Origin of the sequence: Elioraea rosea (assembly GCF_007644105.1) — a bacterium.
Taxonomy (GTDB): domain Bacteria; phylum Pseudomonadota; class Alphaproteobacteria; order Acetobacterales; family Acetobacteraceae; genus Elioraea_A; species Elioraea_A rosea.
The window spans coordinates 1-17,326 of the sequence record NZ_VFAC01000055.1; the positions used below are offsets into that span (position 1 = coordinate 1).

Below are 17,326 nucleotides of genomic sequence, written 5' to 3' on the forward strand. Positions count from 1 at the left end.
GCCTCCGGTGCCGGCACGCGCGGACAGGAGCTCGCGGCGCGCCGGACGGAGGCGGAGGCGGAGGCCGCCGCGCTTGCCGATGCGCCTGGGCGGCTTGCCGTCGCGCGCGGCGAGGCCCTGACGGTCCTCACGGAAGCCGAGACGGCCCGCACTGCGACGGCCGAGTCGCTCAACCGCGCCGAGCAGGAGGCGCAGGCCTCGAGCCGCGCGGCCCGCGAGGCCGAGCACGGGCTTGCCGCTTCGCGGGAGAGCCGCGTGCGCGCAGAAGGTGCGGTTGCGCAGGCCGAAGCCTCGGCGACCGACCTCGCTCAAGCGGTGGCCGAGCGGCTCAACACCACGCCGGAGCAGCTCCTGCGCGACGTCGCGGTGCCCGAGCCGCATGCCCAGACGGAGGCGGAGGCGGCACGGAAGCTCGAGCGTCTCGCCCGCGAGCGCGACCAGATGGGCCCCGTCAACCTCGCTGCCGACCGCGAGGCCGAGGAGGTGGAGCAGCGCATCGCCACGCTGAATGCCGAGCGTGACGACCTCACCGCCGCCATCGCCAAGCTTCGCGGCGCGATCGGTGCGTTGAATCGCGAGGGGCGCGAGAGGCTGATGGCCTGCTTTGCCGAAGTCGACCGCCATTTCCAGGAGCTGTTCACGCGCCTCTTCGGCGGCGGCACGGCGCATCTGAAGATGATCGACAGCGACGACCCGCTCGAGGCCGGGCTCGAGATCATGGCCTCGCCGCCTGGCAAGAAGCTCACCACGCTCAGCCTGCTTTCGGGCGGCGAGCAGGCGCTGACGGCGCTCTCGCTCATCTTCGCCGTGTTCCTCACGAACCCCGCGCCGATCTGCGTGCTCGACGAGGTGGACGCGCCGCTCGACGACGCGAACGTGAACCGCTTCTGCACGATGCTCGAGGACATCGCGAAGGAGACCGGCACGCGCTTCCTCGTCGTCACCCACCACCGCCTGACGATGGCGCGGATGGACCGCCTCTACGGCGTGACGATGCCCGAGCGCGGCGTCTCCCGCCTCGTCTCGGTGGACCTCACCGTGGCGGAGGACTTCGCCGCACCGCCGATGGCTGCGGAGTAGCGGGGCGGAGGAGCCCCTCTCAGGGCGCGGCGATCGTCGCCTTCATCGCCGCGACCTGCTTCTCCGTGAACGCGAGCTTCACGTCGTTGGCGAGGCGCAGGTATTGCTGCCTGTCGGCGACAGGCATGTCCGCCCAGACGAACATGATGTTGTCCTTCGCCGCCTCGTGGCCGAGGCCGAGCTGGTGGCCGAGCTCGTGGGCGATGAAGGTGGCGAACACGTTGTTCGCCCGGATCACCGTCGCGCCGAGTAGGTCGACGATCCAGCCCCCGATCGCGCCTTCGAAGATGTAGCCCGTCACCGGCCTGTTCTGGTCGACGGCGCGCCGGTTGAACTTGCCCAGCTTGGTGCGGCCGAGGCCCTGGGCCGACACGCCGCCTATGTCGGGGTCGCCGTTCCAGGCGAAATCGGCCTTGAGAAACCGGTCGCTTCCCGTTCCGTCGCCCAGCCTGATCGTCACTGCCTCGCCGAGCGGCAGGAAAAGGGACCGGACGATCTCGACGATCTTGGCGGCCCGATTCGCATCCGCCGAGATCGGGTCGCCCCGCCCGATCAGGCCGCTCGCTGCGTGCTGCTTCACGGTCTCGATGGTCGCGAGCTCCGAGAGCTCGAGATGGATGGTCAGCGGCATCGCCATGGCCTTGCCCCTTCCTGACGCCTGCCCGACCTGCTAGCGCAGGGGCGCTGCAGGGTGGGTTGCGCCAGCGCACACCGCCGCCTCGGGAGCGGATTTGCGCCGCATCGCAGCACGCGGTTTCTTGACACCCCCCTGCCCGGCGGCTAGGTAGCGCGCGCCTTCCGGGCGGCACGCTGTCCAGGGGAGGGACAAGGGTTGGATGATCCGGGCAAAGCCGGCAGGGACGCGTCTTTCGAGGCGCGTCTGGCGGCAGCGCGCAAGCGGCAGGGGCTCGACGAGCCCAAGGCGGACACGGATCGTCCGGTGAGCCCCTGGGGCGTCGGCCTGCGTGCCGGCCTCGAGGTGGCTTCCGCACTTGCCGTCGGCGTCGGGCTCGGGCTCGCTGCCGACTGGTGGGCCGGCACCCGTCCTCTCTTCCTCGTGGCCGGTGTGTTCCTCGGTGGCGCCGCGGGCATCGTGAATGTCTACCGGCTCATGCTGGGGCGGCGAGGGAAGAAGGATCTGGGCACTCCGCCCGCTGCCTGACGCGAGGCGGCGGCTGGCAGCCGGGGGACATGATGGCGGTTGAAGGCAAGACGATCGATGCGCTGAGCCAGTTCGAGCTCACCCACGTCGCGGCCGGATTCACCAACAGCAATCTCTACATGCTCATCGGCGGCGTCGCGATCTCGGCGCTGATGGTGCTTGGCATGCAGAAGCGCGCCCGCGTTCCGGGCCGGCTGCAGAGCCTCGCCGAGGTCTCCTACGAGTTCATCTACAACATGGTCGACGAGCAGGTCGGGCGCGAAGGGCGCAAGTTCTTCCCCTTCGTGTTCACGCTGTTCATGTTCGTGCTGTTCGGCAACCTGCTCGGCATGCTGCCCTACGCCTTCACCTTCACGAGCCACATCGCGGTGACGTTCACCCTCGCGCTCGTGGTGTTCATCCTCGTCACCGCCGTAGCGCTCGCGATCCACGGCACGAAGTTCTTCAGCTACTTCTTCCCTGAGGGCGCGCCGATCGCGCTCGCGCCGATCATCATCCCGGTCGAGATCATCTCCTACCTCTCCCGCGTGGTGAGCCTCTCGGTGCGTCTCTTCGCCAACATGGTCGCCGGCCACGTGATGCTGAAGGTGTTCGCGACCTTCGTGGTGCTGCTCGGCTCGCTCGGCGTCATCGGCATCATCGGCGCGGCCGCGCCGCTTGCGCTGAACGTCGCGCTTGTCGGCTTCGAGTTCCTCGTCGCGTTCCTCCAGGCCTACGTGTTCGCGATCCTCACCTGCATCTACCTGCACGACGCCGTTCACCTGCACTGACCGGAAGGCGCGTCAGCAACACCCGCAACGACCACCGTCACTAGGAAAGGGATACCCTCATGGAAGTCGAAGCCGCGAAGGCCCTCGGGGCCGGCATTGCCGTCATCGCCCTCTTCGGCGTCGGCCTTGGCATCGGCAACATCTTCTCGTCGCTGATCAGCTCTGTGGCGCGCAACCCTGCCGCCCGCGACGCGGTGTTCCCGATCGGCATTCTTGGCTTCGCGCTTACGGAAGCGGTCGCGCTGTTCGCGCTGCTGATCGCCTTCCTCATCCTGTTCGCCTGATCAGGACCGCCTGACCCGTTCCGCCCCACGGCCCCGCGCGAGCGGCGCCGGGGCGGAACCGAGGCGTGGAGGCCAGGATGCCGCAGCTCGAATTCGCCAACCCGCTGATCCTCACCCAGGTGCTCTGGCTCCTGGTGATCTTCGGCGCGCTCTACGTGCTGATCTCGAAGGTCGCGCTGCCGCCTGTCGCCCAGGTGCTGGCCGACCGCGAGGCGGCGATCGCGGCCGATCTCGAGGCGGCACGGGCGCTGAAGGCGGAGGCCGATGCCGCCATCGCCGCGCAGGAGAAGGCGGCAGCGAAGGCACGGGCCGAGGCCCAGGCCGCCCTTCGCCAGGCGGTGGATGCCGCCAAGGCGGAGGCGGCGAAGGCTGAGGCGAGCCTCGGCGAGCGTCTCGCGGCCGACCTTGCCGCAGCGGAGGCACGCATCGAGGCGGCCAAGACCCAGGCGCTCGGTGCCATCCGCTCGATCGCTGCCGAAGCCGCGGCAGAGGCGACGGCGAAGCTCACCGGCACGACGCCGGAGCCCGGCGCCGTCGTTGCCGCGGTCGATGCCGCGATCGCTTCCTCTGGAAAGGGGCGCTGAGCCATGCTCTCCGATCCGAAGTTCTGGGTTGGCGTTTCCTTCGTTCTCTTCGTCATCGTCGCGTGGAAGCCGCTGGTCATGCGGCTCGCCAAGGCGCTCGACGCACGCGGCGAGAAGATCCGCGCCGAGATCGAGGAGGCGAGGCGCCTGCGCGCCGAGGCGGAGGCGATGCTGAAGCGTGCCGAGGCCGCCCGCGCGGAGGCGGAGGCTGAGGCCGCCGCGCTGCTGATGCACGCCAAGGACGAGGCGACGCGCATCGGCGAGCAGGCCCGCGCCGATCTCGACGCCGCACTCAAGCGCCGCGAGCGCATGGCGCTCGACCGTATCGCCGCGGCCGAGGTGGAAGCATCCGCAGCCGTGCGTGCCGCGGCTGCCGATGTCGCCGTGGCGGCCGCGCGCGACCTCATCGCCAAGGGGCTGACGCAGGACGGCCACGCCGCCCTCGTCGATGCGGCGATCGCCGACATCCCGCAGAAGCTGCACTGACGGAGCTTAGTTCGGTGATCACCCCTAGCATTTGTTAGGGCGGATTTGCCTTGAAGTGCTGGGTTTCGTCTGCCGACGTTCTCCAGATGAATTCGTAGGGTGTGAGGCCGCGCAGGCGCTTGAGACGTCGCCGAAGTTATAGATGGCGACGCATTCATCGAGGTGTCGTCGCAACTGGGCGTTGCTGTGGCAGGATAAATGTTTGATTGTGGCGTGCAGCCTGGTGCGGTTCATCCGCATGTCCTGACCGTAGGACAAGTGACGGTGGACCTTGGTTAAATGTTGCTTGATCCCATGTTCGCGGCAGCGCATTCCGAACATTTATGTCATATAGCAGGAAGTTGGCGTAGCGGAGTGCGCACCTAGCAACAGTTCTAGATCGATACCGTCGCGTTTCGCCAACCCTCAGGTTCGCTTGACTAAGGTGGATCGCATAAACAGACAGCACCCGTCGTGCGGGCGCTCCCGTGAAGAACCTCGCCCATAGCGCGTTCCAAGCGCGTCCCCCATGCCGGCAACAAATGCAACACCAAAACCGGGATCAAGCAGGCGGCAGTTTCGACATGGCAACGCCTGAACTACTCTCAGTATAGCATCGCCCGCGTCATTCCAAACCATCAACGAGTCCCGAGTCTAGGCTCAGGACTCGCTGATTGAGTCAGAATGTAGGTTTGCGGCGAGTGTGAAGACTGGGAACAAGGTGTGGGCGCATCGGTCGTAGCGCATGGCGGTGCGTCGCCAGTCCTTGATCTTGCCGAACAAGTTGTCGATGCGGTGGCGCTGGCGGTAGTGGGCTGATGCAGCGGCGACAAGCCCCTTTTTTGAGGAGGCCGGCGGCAGTGCGATGCGCCTTGAGGTGGGAGCATCGATCATCAGCGGTGCTGGCGGGGCGCCCTCGGCGGCCAGCGCCGCGAAGAACCGGGCGAATACGCCCATCCGGCTCCATCGGACGAAACGGTTGCAGAGCGTCTTGTGCGGGCCGTAGGCCGCAGGCGCCTTGCGCCACTGCAGGCCGTGACCGACCACGTAGATGATGCCGCTCAACACGCGGCGATCGTCCACCCGCGGGATCCCGTGCGAAGGCGGAAACTACGGCAACAGGCGGCGCTTCTGAGCGAGCGTCAGAACGAACGGCGGTGTCGGGTGGCCGTCGCAGCACCGCCGACATACCCAAAATCACACCTACCCGCGTCGCTCCAAACCATCAATCAGTAAGGAAGCGGGCTCCCGTGCCTCTCGATGCGGAGACAGCGCGCTGAAACGTTCCCACGATACAACCCACACCCTGTCCGTACCGTTTGCGCCTGCCGCCGCCGCCCTTACTTGATGGGCGCTAGCGGGAGGCCAAAGCACTGCTCAGCACGATTGACAGGGAGCGGCCGCTCACCGCTGCGCGAAGGCCCGGCTCCAGGCACGGGCGGCGAGCCACGTGAGAACCGGCAGCGCCGCGTACGCGACGTAGAACGACCCCTCGCGGTCGAGCGTCACGATCATCGTGGCAAGGGCGACGGCGAGCCAGGTTGAGATGCAGAACACCGGCAAGGCCTGGCGGCCGATCGCCGAGAAGGGCCGCCACAGCCATGCCAGGGACTCGCGTGTCGCGGAGACCAGCCCCCACAGGAACGCCATGTAGGCAAGTGCATGCAGGAGCCTGAGGGGCCCGAGGTTCGGTTTTCCGATCATCGGCGCTGGGGGAATATGACCCTTTGCGGCGAGCACCACCCAGACGGCGGATGCGATGAGCGCGAGGGCGAGAGCAGCGGTCACGACCTTGGGGACGGAGAACCGCTCAAGCATTGCGGGCGCAGCCAGGATGATGCCGAGGACGATGAGGGCCTGCCAGGCGAGCAGGTCGAAATTCACACCGCTGATCACGGCTGGAAGGGATGGGCCGATCGCTTCGGCGTAGACAGGGCTCTGGACCAGGGACCAGACGCCCAGGCTTGCGAGAAGCGCGCCGCGCGGCGCGGCGACTGCCGCGAGGATCAGGAGCGGCGCGATGGCGAGGAACACCGTGTACATCTGGAGGATGTCGAGGAACTGCGGGCTTCGCTGCAGTAGCGCGGTGGCGACGATATCGCGCAGCATCCGCACCGGCTCGTTCCCGATGCCGATCTGCGCGAGAAGCCGTTCCCGCCAGCCCTCCTCGAGCACGGCGGCAAGGGCGACGATGGACAACAGGAGCGCGAGGTTGGCAGCCCACAGGATTGCCGCCCGACGCCACGCCCATCGCACAAGCCCGCCGGTGCCCGACCGTTCCCGGATGGCGGTGCCGGCGAGACCGAGGCTGAGCCCCGCGACCAGGACGAACAGCTCCGCCGCCGAGGAAAAACCGAACAGCGTCGGCGTGAACCCGCGGTAGGCGTAGCCCCCCATCGCGTTGACGAGCAACCCATAATGGTTGAGAGCGATGGTCACCATCGCGATGCCCCGGATCGCATCGATCTCCGGATAGCGCCGCCTCGCCCTCGGCTGCGGCGATGGAGCAGCTTCGGGCGCTGTCATGCGACCGGAGGCCGGGTCTGCAATGGTGGCAATGGGCATGGCCGGGACGGCATTTCCTGAAGGACGGGCGGTGGGGCGGCGCTCAGCGGGGCTGCCGCTTCATGGATCAATACAAAGCCGACGAGCGCCTGCGCCAGCCTCCTCGGCGCGAATGCAGAAAAAGTCAAGAAACCAGGCCGCACGGTCACGCTTCTATGTCACGGCGGGGCTCGTACCCTGAAAGACGTGGTTCCGGTCCGCGTCATGCCATTGTATCGAGAGGTGACATGGAGCCCCGTTTTATTGATCGAAGTTCAATTCCTGAGTGTATGGTACCAATTAGCGCAACCCCCGCGTGGCCATCGAGGCCCCGCAACGCTTCTTGGTTAGTGGACGGCCCAACGGCGCTCTGTCTTTCGTGAGAAGGCATTGCGAGCCCTGCGAGCGAAACCCATGACGTCAATCACGGCCGGCGCTGATCCCCGCCGCGCGCCGATCGCTTTGTCGCAGGGCGCGTTCCTCGCACGCTGCGCCGCCCGTCCGGCCGAGCGCAACGCGCTGATCGACGTTGCGCGCGGCCTCGCGCTCATCGGCATCCTGATCCCGCATTTCACGCTGATCGCCATCGCCATCGGCGATCTTGGCGGGTTGCGCGCGCCCTACCTGTCGGATTTCCAGTTCGTCGACGAGGCGGAACTGTTCGTCTTCTTCTCCGGGTACGTGAACGGCCTGTCCGATGGACAGCGTGCGATCCGGGACGGCTACGGAGCCGTGATCCGCCAGACCGCGCGGCGTATCTGGCAGATCTTCCGCGCGATCCTGTTCACCGTGGCGTTTGCGGTGGCCCTGTCCTGGCCCCTCTTCTCCGATCGCGCGATCCTCGCGGGGCTGGACCTGCTGCCCTTCGAGGAGAATGGGCGGGCTGCGCTGGCGGCGATCGCGACGCTCGAGCACTCCACCCTCTTCATCAACATCCTCGCCCTCTACCTTCTGCTCTTCGCGACGACGCCGCTGTTCATCTGGGGGTTCCGTACGAATGCGGCCTGGATGGCGGTCGCGTCAGCGTCCGTCTGGCTTCTGGTGCAGTTCGGGCCGCTGCACTTGACCCGCAACTGGGCGGGCGTCGGTTCCTTCAACCCGTTCGCGTGGCAGGCCCTGTTCGCGATGGGCGTGTTCCTCGGCATGCAGCGCGGGTTCGATACGCTGGCCACCGGGCTTTCGCGCCGGCCCCTTATGCTGCTGGTCTCGATCTGCCTTGCCTTCTTCGCGCTGAGGACGGGGCTCAGGGTGTCTCCCTGGCTCGCGGACGCAGCCCGCCCCTTCTGGCACAAGGGCGCCTTTGCGCCGCTGCGTGCCGGGAACTTCGTGGCTTTCGTGCCGCTGTTCATGCTCGCCGTCAGCTGGTTCTCTCGCGCCCTGCCGGGGCTCGCGGGCCTCGTGGGGCGTGCCGGGGCGATGAGTCTCGAGATGTTCTGTGCCGGTGTCGTGCTATCGCTCCTGATGGCCTTCGCCTTCCTCACCCTCGGCGGCGATCTCGCGGCCTATGCCATCGCGCTCGTGGCCGGGCTCGTGGTCTACATCCTGCTGGTTCCGCCACTCGAGTACGTCAGCTAAGGGGCAGGGCGCCTGCTGCATCCTGTTGACGGATGCGGCGCGTTACGCCGTGGGGGACGCGCGGCACGGTTGCGCCCTTCCGCTTCGGGCCCTAAACACGGACCGTTCACGTCCGGGCAAGCGGGACGTGCGATGCTGCGCCCGGGTGGTGTCATTCCTGAAGGGTGGGAGAGGTCGGCGTGACGGGCGTGGCGCCTGACGAAACCCTGCGGCGGAGCGAGGTGGCGGAGCCCGCCGCCTTCGGCACGCGCGCGATCATCGTCACCGGAATCCTCGGCGCGATGGGCCTACTTGCCTACGCCTGGCTCATGCCAACGAGCTTCGTGCGGCTCTTCCCGGCGCTCCTGCTGATTCCCATCGGCATTGCCTGCTATGTGCAGCCCTCGCTTGCCGTATTTGGCACCATCGCCATCAACCCGCTGGGGCCGACCGCGCTTCTGCCCATCGCCGCAAACCAGGCGATTGCCCTGACCAAGCTCGCGGGGATTGGCGCGGCGGCGATGTCCGGGCTGCGGCATGGCCTCTCACGGCAGTTCAACGGGCCCCTGGTTGGCTTCCTCGTCGCAGGGGCGCTCGCCGCCGCCTTCGGAAGCACACTTCCTCAGGTCACGTTTGGCGAGACGATCCGCAGCCTGATCGGCTCGATCGCGCCCTTCGCCTTCATCAGCGCGCGCTATGACCGGAAGTTCGACCGCGCCTTCCTCTTGACCGTGCTGGCAGGCCCGCTTGCCTCCGTCGTGGCGTCTATCGCGCTCATGGCGATCGGCATCGGCAACGGGCCGATTGGTGGCGGGCGGCTCGACGGCATGCTGCATCCCGCCAATCTCGCGGGACTGTCGAGCGTCGCCATCGCCGCTGCCACGCTTGAGCTCGTGCGCGGTGACACGCGGATGATCCTCTGGCTCGGCATCAATGCTATCATCCTCGTCGGCTCCGGCGCGCGCGTGCCGCTGCTGCTCATGACACTGTTCGGACTCGGCGTGCTGCTGCTCGCACGCACGACACATTTCCGCTTCGGGCACAAGCTGCGGCTCGCCGGCATGGCCGTGCCCATCGTGCTCGTAGGCGCGGCGATCTTCGGGCCGCAGATCATCGACCGCAGCTTTACGACCGCGACTGGGCAAGCGGGGTTTCAGTTCTCCGGCCGCGACGTGATCTGGGACCTGTTCATCGACGTGATCGCGTTGAGCCCATGGTTCGGCTACGGCATCGGGGCGGGGCGCTTCGCGGTGGACATGGAGCAGGTGGCGCTGCTCGGCACGAACGCGGCGCACAACGAGTATCTGCGCCTTGCCGTCGATGTCGGCGTCGTCGGCGTGGTGCTGATCTTTCTCGGCTTTGTCGTCTGGATCGCGCGCGAGACCCGCCGTATGCCACCTGGCGAGGCGACGGTGGTGCGTGGTGCGGCGCTGGTGCTCGCCGTCCACTCGATCACCGACAACACGCTCATCGCGCTGACGATGATGGTGCGCGTGTTCTGGTTCGCCCTCGTATTCGACCGCGCACGGACGGAAGCCGACACCGCGCGGCGGTTCACTCGGCCCCGTCGAGCGGGCGGGATGGGGGCAAGGCCGTCAGCGTCGAGATGATCGAGCCGATCGTGCCGGCGGCTATCAGAGCCGCCGATGCGAACGGCCAGAAGTTCGGCCCATGCCACGGCAGGTCGCCTAGGCTCAGGACTCGCTGACTGAGTCAGAATGTGACGTTTGCGGCGAGTGTGAAGACTGGGAACAAGGTGCGGGCGCATCGATCGTAGCGCATGGCGGTGCGTCGCCAGTCCTTGATCTTGCCGAACAAGCTGTCGATGCGGTGTCGCTGGCGGTAGTCGGCTGATGCAGCGGCCACAAGCCCCACGTCGTCGACGGTTAGGGGGCGCCCTGCTACTGACAGAGAGTCCGCCGAGCGCGCGGCGCGCCGACGCTATCAAAACTCCCGCCCCGAGCCGAGGTGGACGCCCACCGCATCGCCATCCATTATTGCCGATGCGCTCGCGCAAGTAGTCAAACCCGCAAGATGCGGGGCGGCGACCGGCACGATCCGTGCGGGAGCGGTCACTCCGCCGCCTGCGCGTAGCTCTCCATCGGCTCGCAGGTGCAGACGAGGTTGCGGTCGCCGTAGACGTTGTCGACGCGCTTGACCGGCGGCCAGTATTTCGCAGCCGCGACGAAGGGCAGCGGCATTGCGGCCACCGTCCGCGAGTAGGGGTGCGTCCACTCCTCCGCGGCGATCTCCTCGGCCGTGTGCGGTGCGTTCTTCAGCGGATTGTCGCCCACCGGCCAGCGCCGCTCCTCGACGGAGCGGATCTCGGCGCGGATCGCGATCATCGCGTCGCAGAACCGGTCGAGCTCGGCCTTCGATTCGCTCTCCGTCGGCTCGATCATCAGCGTGCCGGCGACGGGCCAGGACATGGTCGGCGCGTGGAAGCCGTAGTCCTGCAGGCGCTTGGCGATGTCCTCTACCATCACGCCGGAGGTGGCCTGGAAGCCGCGGCAGTCGATGATGCACTCATGCGCCACGAACCCTTCCCGCCCGCGGTAGAGGATCGGGTAGTGCGGGCTGAGGCGCTGGGCGATGTAGTTGGCGTTGAGGATCGCGACTTCCGTCGCCTCGCGCAGCCCCTCCTCGCCCATCATCGCGATATAGGCGTAGGGGATCGGCAGGATGCCGGCACTGCCCCAAGGGGCGGAGGCGACAGGCCCCGGCCCGGTGGCAGGCCCCGCCTCGGGGCAGAGCGGGTGGTTGGGCAGGAACGGCACGAGATGCTCGGCGACGCCGATCGGCCCGACGCCGGGGCCGCCGCCGCCATGGGGGATGCAGAACGTCTTGTGCAGGTTGAGGTGGCACACGTCGGCGCCGATCGCCGCGGGGCTCGTCAGCCCCACCTGCGCGTTCATGTTGGCGCCGTCCATGTACACCTGGCCGCCATGGTCATGCACGACCTGGCAGATGTCGCGGATGCCTTCCTCGAACACGCCATGCGTCGAGGGATAGGTGATCATCAGCGCGGCGAGCTTTTCCGCATTCGCCTCCGCCTTGGCGCGAAGGTCGGGGATGTCGACATTGCCGTCCTTGTCGCAGGCGACGGCGACGACGCGGAACCCCGCCATCACGGCAGAGGCTGGGTTCGTGCCGTGCGCCGAGGTCGGGATCAGGCAGATGTCGCGATGCGTCTCGCCCCTGCTCTCGTGCCAGGCGCGGATGGCGAGAAGCCCCGCATACTCGCCAGCGCTGCCGGCATTCGGCTGCAGCGAGATCGCGGCGAAGCCGGTCGCGGCACAGAGGAACTGCTCGAGCCGCGCGATCATCGTGCGGTAGCCCTGCGCCTGGTCGGCCGGCGCGAAGGGGTGGATGTTGCCGAAGCCCGGGAAGGTGACCGGGATCATCTCGGCAGTTGCGTTCAGCTTCATCGTGCAGGACCCGAGCGGGATCATGCTCCGGTTCAGCGCCACGTCCTTGTCCTCGAGGCGCTTGAGGTAGCGCAGCATCTCGTGCTCGGCGTGGTGACTGTTGAACACCGACTGGCGCAGGAATGCACCCGTGCGCGCGAGCGCGGCGGGGATGCTCGAGGGCGCGCGCGGCATCGCCGCCGGCACCGCACCGCCGGAGGCTTCCGCAAGTGCTGCGAACAGCGCGTCGAGATCGGCGCGCGTCACCGTCTCGTCCATCGCCACGGCAATGTCGGTGTCGGTCACGCGGCGGAGGTTGAAGCCGCGGGCGAGGGCCGCCTGCATCACCGCCTCGGCCTTGCCGCCGCAATCGAGCGTGACGGTGTCGAAGAACGCCTCGTGGCGCACAGCGAAGCCGGCCGAGCGCGCGGCGTCGGCAAAGAGGCGCGCGGCGAGGTTGCAGCGCTTCGCGATGCGAACGAGCCCCTCCGGCCCGTGCCAAACCGCGTACATCCCCGCCATCACCGCAAGCAGCACCTGCGCGGTGCAGATGTTCGACGTCGCCTTCTCGCGGCGGATGTGCTGCTCGCGCGTCTGCAGCGCGAGCCTCAGCGCAGGCCGCCCCGCGGCATCGACAGAGACGCCGACGAGGCGTCCGGGCATCTGCCGGCGATACGCGTCCTTCGTCGCGAAGAACGCCGCATGCGGGCCGCCATAGCCGAAGGGAACGCCGAAGCGCTGCGAGGAGCCGATGACGACATCGGCGCCCATCTCGCCTGGCGGCTTCATCAGGGTGAGGGAGAGCAGGTCGGCCGCGACGATCGCCATCGCGCCGGCCTCCTTCGCCGCCGCCATCACCGGCGCGAGATCGCGGATCGCGCCCGTGGTAGAGGGGTTCTGCACGAGCACGCCGAACGGCTTCTCCGAAGAGGCAGAGGCGAGCGCGTCGAACGCGACGCGGCGGACGGTGACGCCGAGCGGGCGCGCGCGCGTCTCCACCACGGCGAGCGTCTGCGGGTGGCAATCCTCCGCGACGAGGAACAGCCGGCTCGATCCCTTCTGCGCGTGCAGCGCGAGCGCCATCGCCTCGGCCGCAGCCGTGCCCTCGTCGAGAAGCGAGGCATTGGCGATCTCGAGGCCGGTGAGCTCGGTGATCACGGTCTGGTAGTTGAGCAGCGCCTCGAGCCGGCCCTGCGCGATCTCCGCCTGGTAGGGCGTGTAGGCGGTGTACCAGCCCGGGTTCTCGAGAACGTTGCGCAGGATGACGGGCGGCACATGCGTGCCGTGATAGCCGAGGCCGATCAGGCTCTTGATGTCGGGCCGGTTCTGCGCGGCCAGCTCGGCGAGCTCGGCGATCACCTCCGCCTCGCTTCGCGCGGGGGGAAGGTTCATCGGTGCGTTGCTGCGGATGGTGCGCGGCACCGTGCGCGCGATCAGTCCCTTGCGGTCCTTCTCGCCGAGGGCGGCGAGCATCGTGGCCTGTTCAGCTCCGGAAGGCGCGACGTGGCGCGCGACGAAGCCGTCATGGCCGGCAAGCGTGTCGAACTCGGCGAAGGCGTCCATGGTCGTGGCGTCCCGGCTCAAAGCGTCTCGAGGAAGGCGGCGTAGGCGGTCTCGTCCATCAGCGTGCCCGGCTCGGCGGGGTCCTTCGGCTCGATGCGGAAGAACCAGCCGCTTCCCGTCGGCTCGGCGTTCACGAGACCCGGGTTGTCGGTCAGCGCGGCATTGACCTCGACGATGCGCCCGGCGATCGGCGCGTAGATGTCGGAGGCAGCCTTCACGCTTTCGACCACCGCGCAGGCCTCGCCCGCGGTCACCTCGCGGCCCACCTCGGGAAGCTCGACGAACACGACGTCGCCGAGCGCGGTCTGCGCATGGTCGGAGATGCCGACGGTGACAACGTCACCATCGAAGCGCACCCACTCATGGTCCTTGGAGAAACGAAGCTCGCTCATCTCGGGTGGCTCCTGGCTCAGCGCTTGTAGCGGTGGGGAACGAAAGGCATCGGGGCGATGCGGGCCGGCAGCGGCTTGCCCCGCACCATCAGCTCGACCGGCGTCGCATCGGCCGCGTGCGAGACGGCGACGTAGCCCATCGCGACGGGGGCGGCGAGCGTCGGGCCGAAGCCGCCGGAGGTGACCTCGCCGAGCGCCGTGCCGTCGGTCGCGACGATCGGCGTGTGCGCACGCGCAGGCGCCCGGCCCTCGGGCCGGATGCCGACGCGAAGCCGCTTCGGCCCCGCCTCGAGCTCGGAACGGATTCGCGCCGAGCCGAGGAAGGTCCACTCGCTTCGCCGGCGCTTGCCAATGGTCCAGACGAGCCCGGCCTCGACGGGACTGGTCGTGCGGTCGATGTCGTTGCCGTAGAGGCACAATCCGGCCTCGAGACGAAGGCTGTCGCGTGCGCCGAGCCCCGCGGGAGCGACGTCCCGATCGGCGAGCAGCGCCTTGGCCAGGGCGTCGGCCTTGTCGGCCGCGACGGAGATTTCGAACCCGTCCTCGCCGGTATAGCCCGAGCGCGAGGCGAGCACGGGAATGCCCGCGACCTTCGTCTCGACGATGCCCATGAAGGGAAGCGCCGCGGCCTCGGCCGCGCCGAGCCGAGTCATCACCGCTTCCGCCGCCGGCCCCTGAAGCGCGAGAAGCGCGCGGTCGTCCCATCGCTCGAGCGTGACACCGCCGGGCAGGTGCGCGGCGATGTGGTCGAAATCCTGGTCCTTGCAGGCTGCGTTGACGACGAGGAAGAAATGGTCGCCGCGGTTGGCGACCATGAAGTCGTCGAGGATGCCGCCATCCTCGGCCGTGAGCAGGGCGTATTTCTGCCGGCCGGGCTTGAGGATCTGCACGTCGCCCGGGGTCAGCGCCTCGAGCGCTGCCGCCGCCCCCTCGCCGCGCAGGGTGCCCTGGCCCATGTGGCTGACGTCGAACAGCGCGGCCTTGTCGCGGCACTGCGCATGCTCGGCCATGATGCCGGCAGGGTACTGCACCGGCATGGCGTAGCCGGCGAAGGGAACCATGCGTGCGCCGAGCGAACGGTGCAGCGCGTCGAGCGGTGTTGTCCTGAGCTCTTCTGTCACGGGTCCCCCAAGCGACAAGGCCACGGCCCGGCACGACGCCGGCTGCGCGACCCCCCTCTGTCCCGTGACCTGAGAGATTCGGTCAGCCGGCCCTGCGGCGGCCTCCCTTACTCCGTCGGTGCGGCGCCCCGAGCATGGTGCGTCGGCTTTCCAGAGGTTCGTCTCCCCGAAGCGGTCCTTTGTGCCTGAGCGTTTCCGGGGGCCGGTTGCGCCTTCGGCGGCGGTGCGGCCTGGCCGCGCCCGCTCTCTCCCGCACGGGGGGGTTCGAACCCGCCCCTTGTGCCCCAGCGGAGCGGCAGGTTCAAGCGCTCAAGGAATGGCCAATGCCGCGCCGGCCCGGCCCTGGCTCAGCGCAGCCCGGCACGGCTCCGGTTCAGGGCAAGCTCGGGCTCGGTGAGCTGGAAGCCGACATAGACCGTGTAGGCCCCGGCCGGCTGGTCGGCACTGACGGGAAGCGTCAGCCGAACCTCCTCGCCGCGCATCCGCACCCGCTGGGTGTTGGCTGGGAATTCGGCGGTCAGCGCGTACACGGCCTTGTCCAGGATCTCCTGGTTGCCCTTGGTCACCGCCACGAAATAGGGGATCTGCACGGTCCGCCCTGGCGCGGCGGGCCCGCGGGTGGCCTCGACCGCCATGGTCATCGTGACCTGCACGGCCGTCTCGCGGTTGACGAGCGTGCAGGAGCCATTCAGCGCCGTGATCCGCGCGGCGATCACGAGGTCCGTCAGGTCGCGGCTGTCGGGGCTGCTGAAGCGCACGACGTCGCCCGTGTCGGCCGGCGTGCCGACATTCGGGCACTGCACGAGCGGGCGCGCGACATTGGGCGCATCGCCGGTGCCGCCGGAGGTCAGCCCGAGCGACTGGCAGCCGCCGAGCAGCGCCGCTGCCGCGCAAGCCAGGACCCTAGCGCGCATCGCCCGCCACCCGCTCATGGCTGCCGTCGCAGAGCGGCTTGTCGCCGGTCGCCTTGCAGCCGCAGAACCAGATCGTCTCGTCCTTCTGGGCCCGAAAGATGACGGGCTTGAGCCCCGTGCCCGCATGGGTTCCGTCGCAGAAGGGCTGGGTGACGGAGAGGCCGCAGGCGCACCAGAAATACTTCTCCCCCGCCTTCACCTCGACGGGATAGGGGCCGGCCTGCGCGACCACCGGCGACCGGGGCGCGGGCGCGCCCTCCCCCTGGCCCGTCTCCGCCGATCTCAGCATCCGTCCGCCCTCGCTTGTGCGCCGCGCCATACGCGCGGCACTATGGAGAGCCCACGCAACAGCGGCAACAACCGATGCGCGAGATGCCTGACAGCCAAGCCTTGCCGCCCCTCACCGTGCGCCTTGCCGGCCCGCGCGGCTTCTGCGCCGGCGTCGACCGCGCGATCAAGATCGTCGAGGAGGCGCTGCGGCGGTTCGGCCCGCCCGTCTATGTCCGGCACGAGATCGTGCACAACCGCTTCGTGGTCGAGAGCCTCGAGGCGAAGGGCGCCATCTTCGTCGAGGAACTCGACGAGGTGCCCGCCCGCGACCATCGGCCGAACGTGCCCGTGGTGTTCTCCGCCCATGGCGTGCCGAAATCCGTTCCGGCCGATGCCGAGGCGCGCGGCCTCTACCAGCTCGACGCAACCTGCCCGCTGGTGACGAAGGTGCATCGCGAGGCGGAGAAGCATTTCGCGCAGGATCGTCACCTGATCCTGATCGGCCACGCCGGCCACCCGGAGGTGGTCGGCACGATGGGTCAGCTGCCTGCCGGCGCCGTCACACTCGTCGAGGACGTGGAGGATGCGCGCAGCCTTGCCGTGCCGCCCGCCGCCCACCTCGCCTACATCACGCAGACGACGCTGTCGGTCGACGACACGGCGGAGATCATCGCAGCCCTTCGCGAGCGCTTCCCCGGCATCGAGGGTCCGCGGCGCGAGGACATCTGCTACGCGACGACGAACCGCCAGGCTGCCGTGAAGGCGATCGCGCCAGGCGCGGACATGGTCGTGGTGATCGGCGCGCCGAACAGCTCCAACTCCCTCCGCCTCGTCGAGGTCGCCTCTCGCTCGGGCTGCCCGCGCTCGGTTATGGTGCAGCGCGCGCGCGAGCTCGATCTCGCGGGCCTCGACGGCGTCTCCGTGCTCGGGCTGACCGCAGGCGCGTCGGCGCCCGAGACGCTGGTCGACGAACTGATCGCCCATCTCCGCACGCGCTTCTCCGTCACGGTCGAGGAGGTCCGCGTTGCGGAGGAGGACATCGTCTTCCGCCTTCCTTCCGCTCTCGCAACAGTCTGAGACACTCTCCATGGCCGTCTACACCGAGGTCTCGGACGAGGCGCTCGCCGCGGAAGAGCTCTTCCACCCCGACACGCTGGACCTCTGAACCATGGCAGACGACATCACCGCTCTCGCCGAGGGCGGCCTCGGCGCCCCT

Annotated in this window: 15 protein-coding genes, 2 pseudogenes and 1 riboswitch; of the genes and pseudogenes, 9 read left to right on the plus strand and 8 right to left on the minus strand. The window is 68.5% G+C overall.

The window, feature by feature from the left end:
• Positions 1-1,080 (plus strand): annotated as a pseudogene (locus FIF60_RS19890) (chromosome segregation protein SMC); the annotation flags it as partial.
• A 19-nt stretch (positions 1,081-1,099) separates the two neighbouring features.
• On the opposite strand, the gene FIF60_RS19895 reads toward FIF60_RS19890, so the two are convergent.
• Entirely contained in the window at positions 1,100-1,717 is a 618-nt protein-coding gene (locus FIF60_RS19895) for a matrixin family metalloprotease (protein ID WP_144300039.1), read from the minus strand.
• A gap of 195 nt (positions 1,718-1,912) precedes the next feature.
• On the opposite strand from FIF60_RS19895, the gene FIF60_RS19900 reads away from it, so the two are divergent.
• The 5 genes from FIF60_RS19900 (at position 1,913) to FIF60_RS19920 (ending at position 4,366) form a co-directional block, all read left to right on the plus strand.
• A complete protein-coding gene (locus FIF60_RS19900) occupies positions 1,913-2,242 on the plus strand; it encodes an AtpZ/AtpI family protein (RefSeq protein WP_144300040.1) in 330 nt (109 codons plus the stop codon).
• A 32-nt stretch (positions 2,243-2,274) separates the two neighbouring features.
• A complete protein-coding gene (locus FIF60_RS19905) occupies positions 2,275-3,012 on the plus strand; it encodes a F0F1 ATP synthase subunit A (protein ID WP_144300053.1) in 738 nt (245 codons plus the stop codon).
• A 59-nt stretch (positions 3,013-3,071) separates the two neighbouring features.
• On the plus strand, positions 3,072-3,296 hold the full coding sequence (locus FIF60_RS19910) for an ATP synthase subunit C family protein (protein ID WP_144300041.1): 225 nt from the start codon (positions 3,072-3,074) through the stop codon (positions 3,294-3,296).
• A 77-nt stretch (positions 3,297-3,373) separates the two neighbouring features.
• Complete coding sequence (locus FIF60_RS19915; RefSeq protein ID WP_144300042.1) at positions 3,374-3,880, plus strand: F0F1 ATP synthase subunit B family protein; 507 nt, start codon at positions 3,374-3,376, stop codon at positions 3,878-3,880.
• A gap of 3 nt (positions 3,881-3,883) precedes the next feature.
• Entirely contained in the window at positions 3,884-4,366 is a 483-nt protein-coding gene (locus FIF60_RS19920) for a F0F1 ATP synthase subunit B family protein (RefSeq protein ID WP_144300043.1), read from the plus strand.
• Between the two features lie 894 nt (positions 4,367-5,260).
• On the opposite strand, the pseudogene FIF60_RS22425 reads toward FIF60_RS19920, so the two are convergent.
• Positions 5,261-5,491: pseudogene (locus tag FIF60_RS22425) on the minus strand (transposase); the annotation flags it as partial.
• Positions 5,492-5,749: 258 nt separating this feature from the next.
• Positions 5,750-6,871, minus strand: a complete 1,122-nt coding sequence (gene opgC, locus FIF60_RS19930; protein ID WP_158639318.1) for an OpgC domain-containing protein — start codon at positions 6,869-6,871, stop codon at positions 5,750-5,752.
• A 432-nt stretch (positions 6,872-7,303) separates the two neighbouring features.
• Here opgC (FIF60_RS19930) and opgC (FIF60_RS19935) point away from each other — a divergent pair, with 432 nt between their 5' ends.
• Positions 7,304-8,464, plus strand: coding sequence for an OpgC domain-containing protein (opgC, locus tag FIF60_RS19935; protein ID WP_144300045.1), 1,161 nt, complete (start codon positions 7,304-7,306; stop codon positions 8,462-8,464).
• A 179-nt stretch (positions 8,465-8,643) separates the two neighbouring features.
• Positions 8,644-10,053, plus strand: coding sequence for an O-antigen ligase family protein (locus FIF60_RS19940; protein ID WP_144300046.1), 1,410 nt, complete (start codon positions 8,644-8,646; stop codon positions 10,051-10,053).
• Positions 10,054-10,515: 462 nt separating this feature from the next.
• Here FIF60_RS19940 and gcvP read toward each other — a convergent pair whose 3' ends face one another.
• The 5 genes from gcvP to FIF60_RS19965 form a co-directional block, all read right to left on the minus strand.
• On the minus strand, positions 10,516-13,413 hold the full coding sequence (gene gcvP / locus FIF60_RS19945; protein ID WP_144300047.1) for an aminomethyl-transferring glycine dehydrogenase: 2,898 nt from the start codon (positions 13,411-13,413) through the stop codon (positions 10,516-10,518).
• A 17-nt stretch (positions 13,414-13,430) separates the two neighbouring features.
• A complete protein-coding gene (gcvH, locus tag FIF60_RS19950) occupies positions 13,431-13,805 on the minus strand; it encodes a glycine cleavage system protein GcvH (protein ID WP_144300048.1) in 375 nt (124 codons plus the stop codon).
• Positions 13,806-13,822: 17 nt separating this feature from the next.
• Positions 13,823-14,926: a glycine cleavage system aminomethyltransferase GcvT gene (gene gcvT / locus FIF60_RS19955; protein WP_144300049.1), complete on the minus strand. Its 1,104-nt coding sequence runs from the start codon at positions 14,924-14,926 to the stop codon at positions 13,823-13,825.
• A gap of 47 nt (positions 14,927-14,973) precedes the next feature.
• Positions 14,974-15,090: riboswitch (glycine riboswitch) on the minus strand.
• A 183-nt stretch (positions 15,091-15,273) separates the two neighbouring features.
• On the minus strand, positions 15,274-15,840 hold the full coding sequence (locus FIF60_RS19960; protein ID WP_144300050.1) for a hypothetical protein: 567 nt from the start codon (positions 15,838-15,840) through the stop codon (positions 15,274-15,276).
• Positions 15,830-16,129 carry a CDGSH iron-sulfur domain-containing protein gene (locus FIF60_RS19965; RefSeq protein ID WP_144300051.1) on the minus strand — a complete coding sequence of 100 codons (300 nt, stop codon included), beginning with the start codon at positions 16,127-16,129 and terminating at the stop codon, positions 15,830-15,832. Before FIF60_RS19965 ends, FIF60_RS19960 begins: the two co-directional genes overlap by 11 nt.
• 83 nt (positions 16,130-16,212) lie before the next feature.
• Between FIF60_RS19965 and ispH the strand changes: the two genes are divergently transcribed.
• Positions 16,213-17,187 carry a 4-hydroxy-3-methylbut-2-enyl diphosphate reductase gene (gene ispH, locus FIF60_RS19970; protein WP_239451729.1) on the plus strand — a complete coding sequence of 325 codons (975 nt, stop codon included), beginning with the start codon at positions 16,213-16,215 and terminating at the stop codon, positions 17,185-17,187.
• Positions 17,188-17,326 lie beyond the last annotated feature (139 nt).

What these genes read in the sequence shown, in the direction of transcription:
- FIF60_RS19895 (WP_144300039.1), bottom strand. Translation starts at nt 1,717, where the DNA reads ATGGCGATGCCGCTGACCATCCATCTCGAGCTCTCGGAGCTCGCGACC.
- FIF60_RS19905 (WP_144300053.1), top strand. Translation starts at nt 2,275, where the DNA reads ATGGCGGTTGAAGGCAAGACGATCGATGCGCTGAGCCAGTTCGAGCTC.
- FIF60_RS19910 (WP_144300041.1), top strand. Translation starts at nt 3,072, where the DNA reads ATGGAAGTCGAAGCCGCGAAGGCCCTCGGGGCCGGCATTGCCGTCATC.
- FIF60_RS19915 (WP_144300042.1), top strand. Translation starts at nt 3,374, where the DNA reads ATGCCGCAGCTCGAATTCGCCAACCCGCTGATCCTCACCCAGGTGCTC.
- FIF60_RS19920 (WP_144300043.1), top strand. Translation starts at nt 3,884, where the DNA reads ATGCTCTCCGATCCGAAGTTCTGGGTTGGCGTTTCCTTCGTTCTCTTC.
- opgC (WP_158639318.1), bottom strand. Translation starts at nt 6,871, where the DNA reads ATGACAGCGCCCGAAGCTGCTCCATCGCCGCAGCCGAGGGCGAGGCGG.
- opgC (WP_144300045.1), top strand. Translation starts at nt 7,304, where the DNA reads ATGACGTCAATCACGGCCGGCGCTGATCCCCGCCGCGCGCCGATCGCT.
- gcvP (WP_144300047.1), bottom strand. Translation starts at nt 13,413, where the DNA reads ATGGACGCCTTCGCCGAGTTCGACACGCTTGCCGGCCATGACGGCTTC.
- gcvH (WP_144300048.1), bottom strand. Translation starts at nt 13,805, where the DNA reads ATGAGCGAGCTTCGTTTCTCCAAGGACCATGAGTGGGTGCGCTTCGAT.
- FIF60_RS19960 (WP_144300050.1), bottom strand. Translation starts at nt 15,840, where the DNA reads ATGCGCGCTAGGGTCCTGGCTTGCGCGGCAGCGGCGCTGCTCGGCGGC.
- FIF60_RS19965 (WP_144300051.1), bottom strand. Translation starts at nt 16,129, where the DNA reads ATGCTGAGATCGGCGGAGACGGGCCAGGGGGAGGGCGCGCCCGCGCCC.
- ispH (WP_239451729.1), top strand. Translation starts at nt 16,213, where the DNA reads ATGCCTGACAGCCAAGCCTTGCCGCCCCTCACCGTGCGCCTTGCCGGC.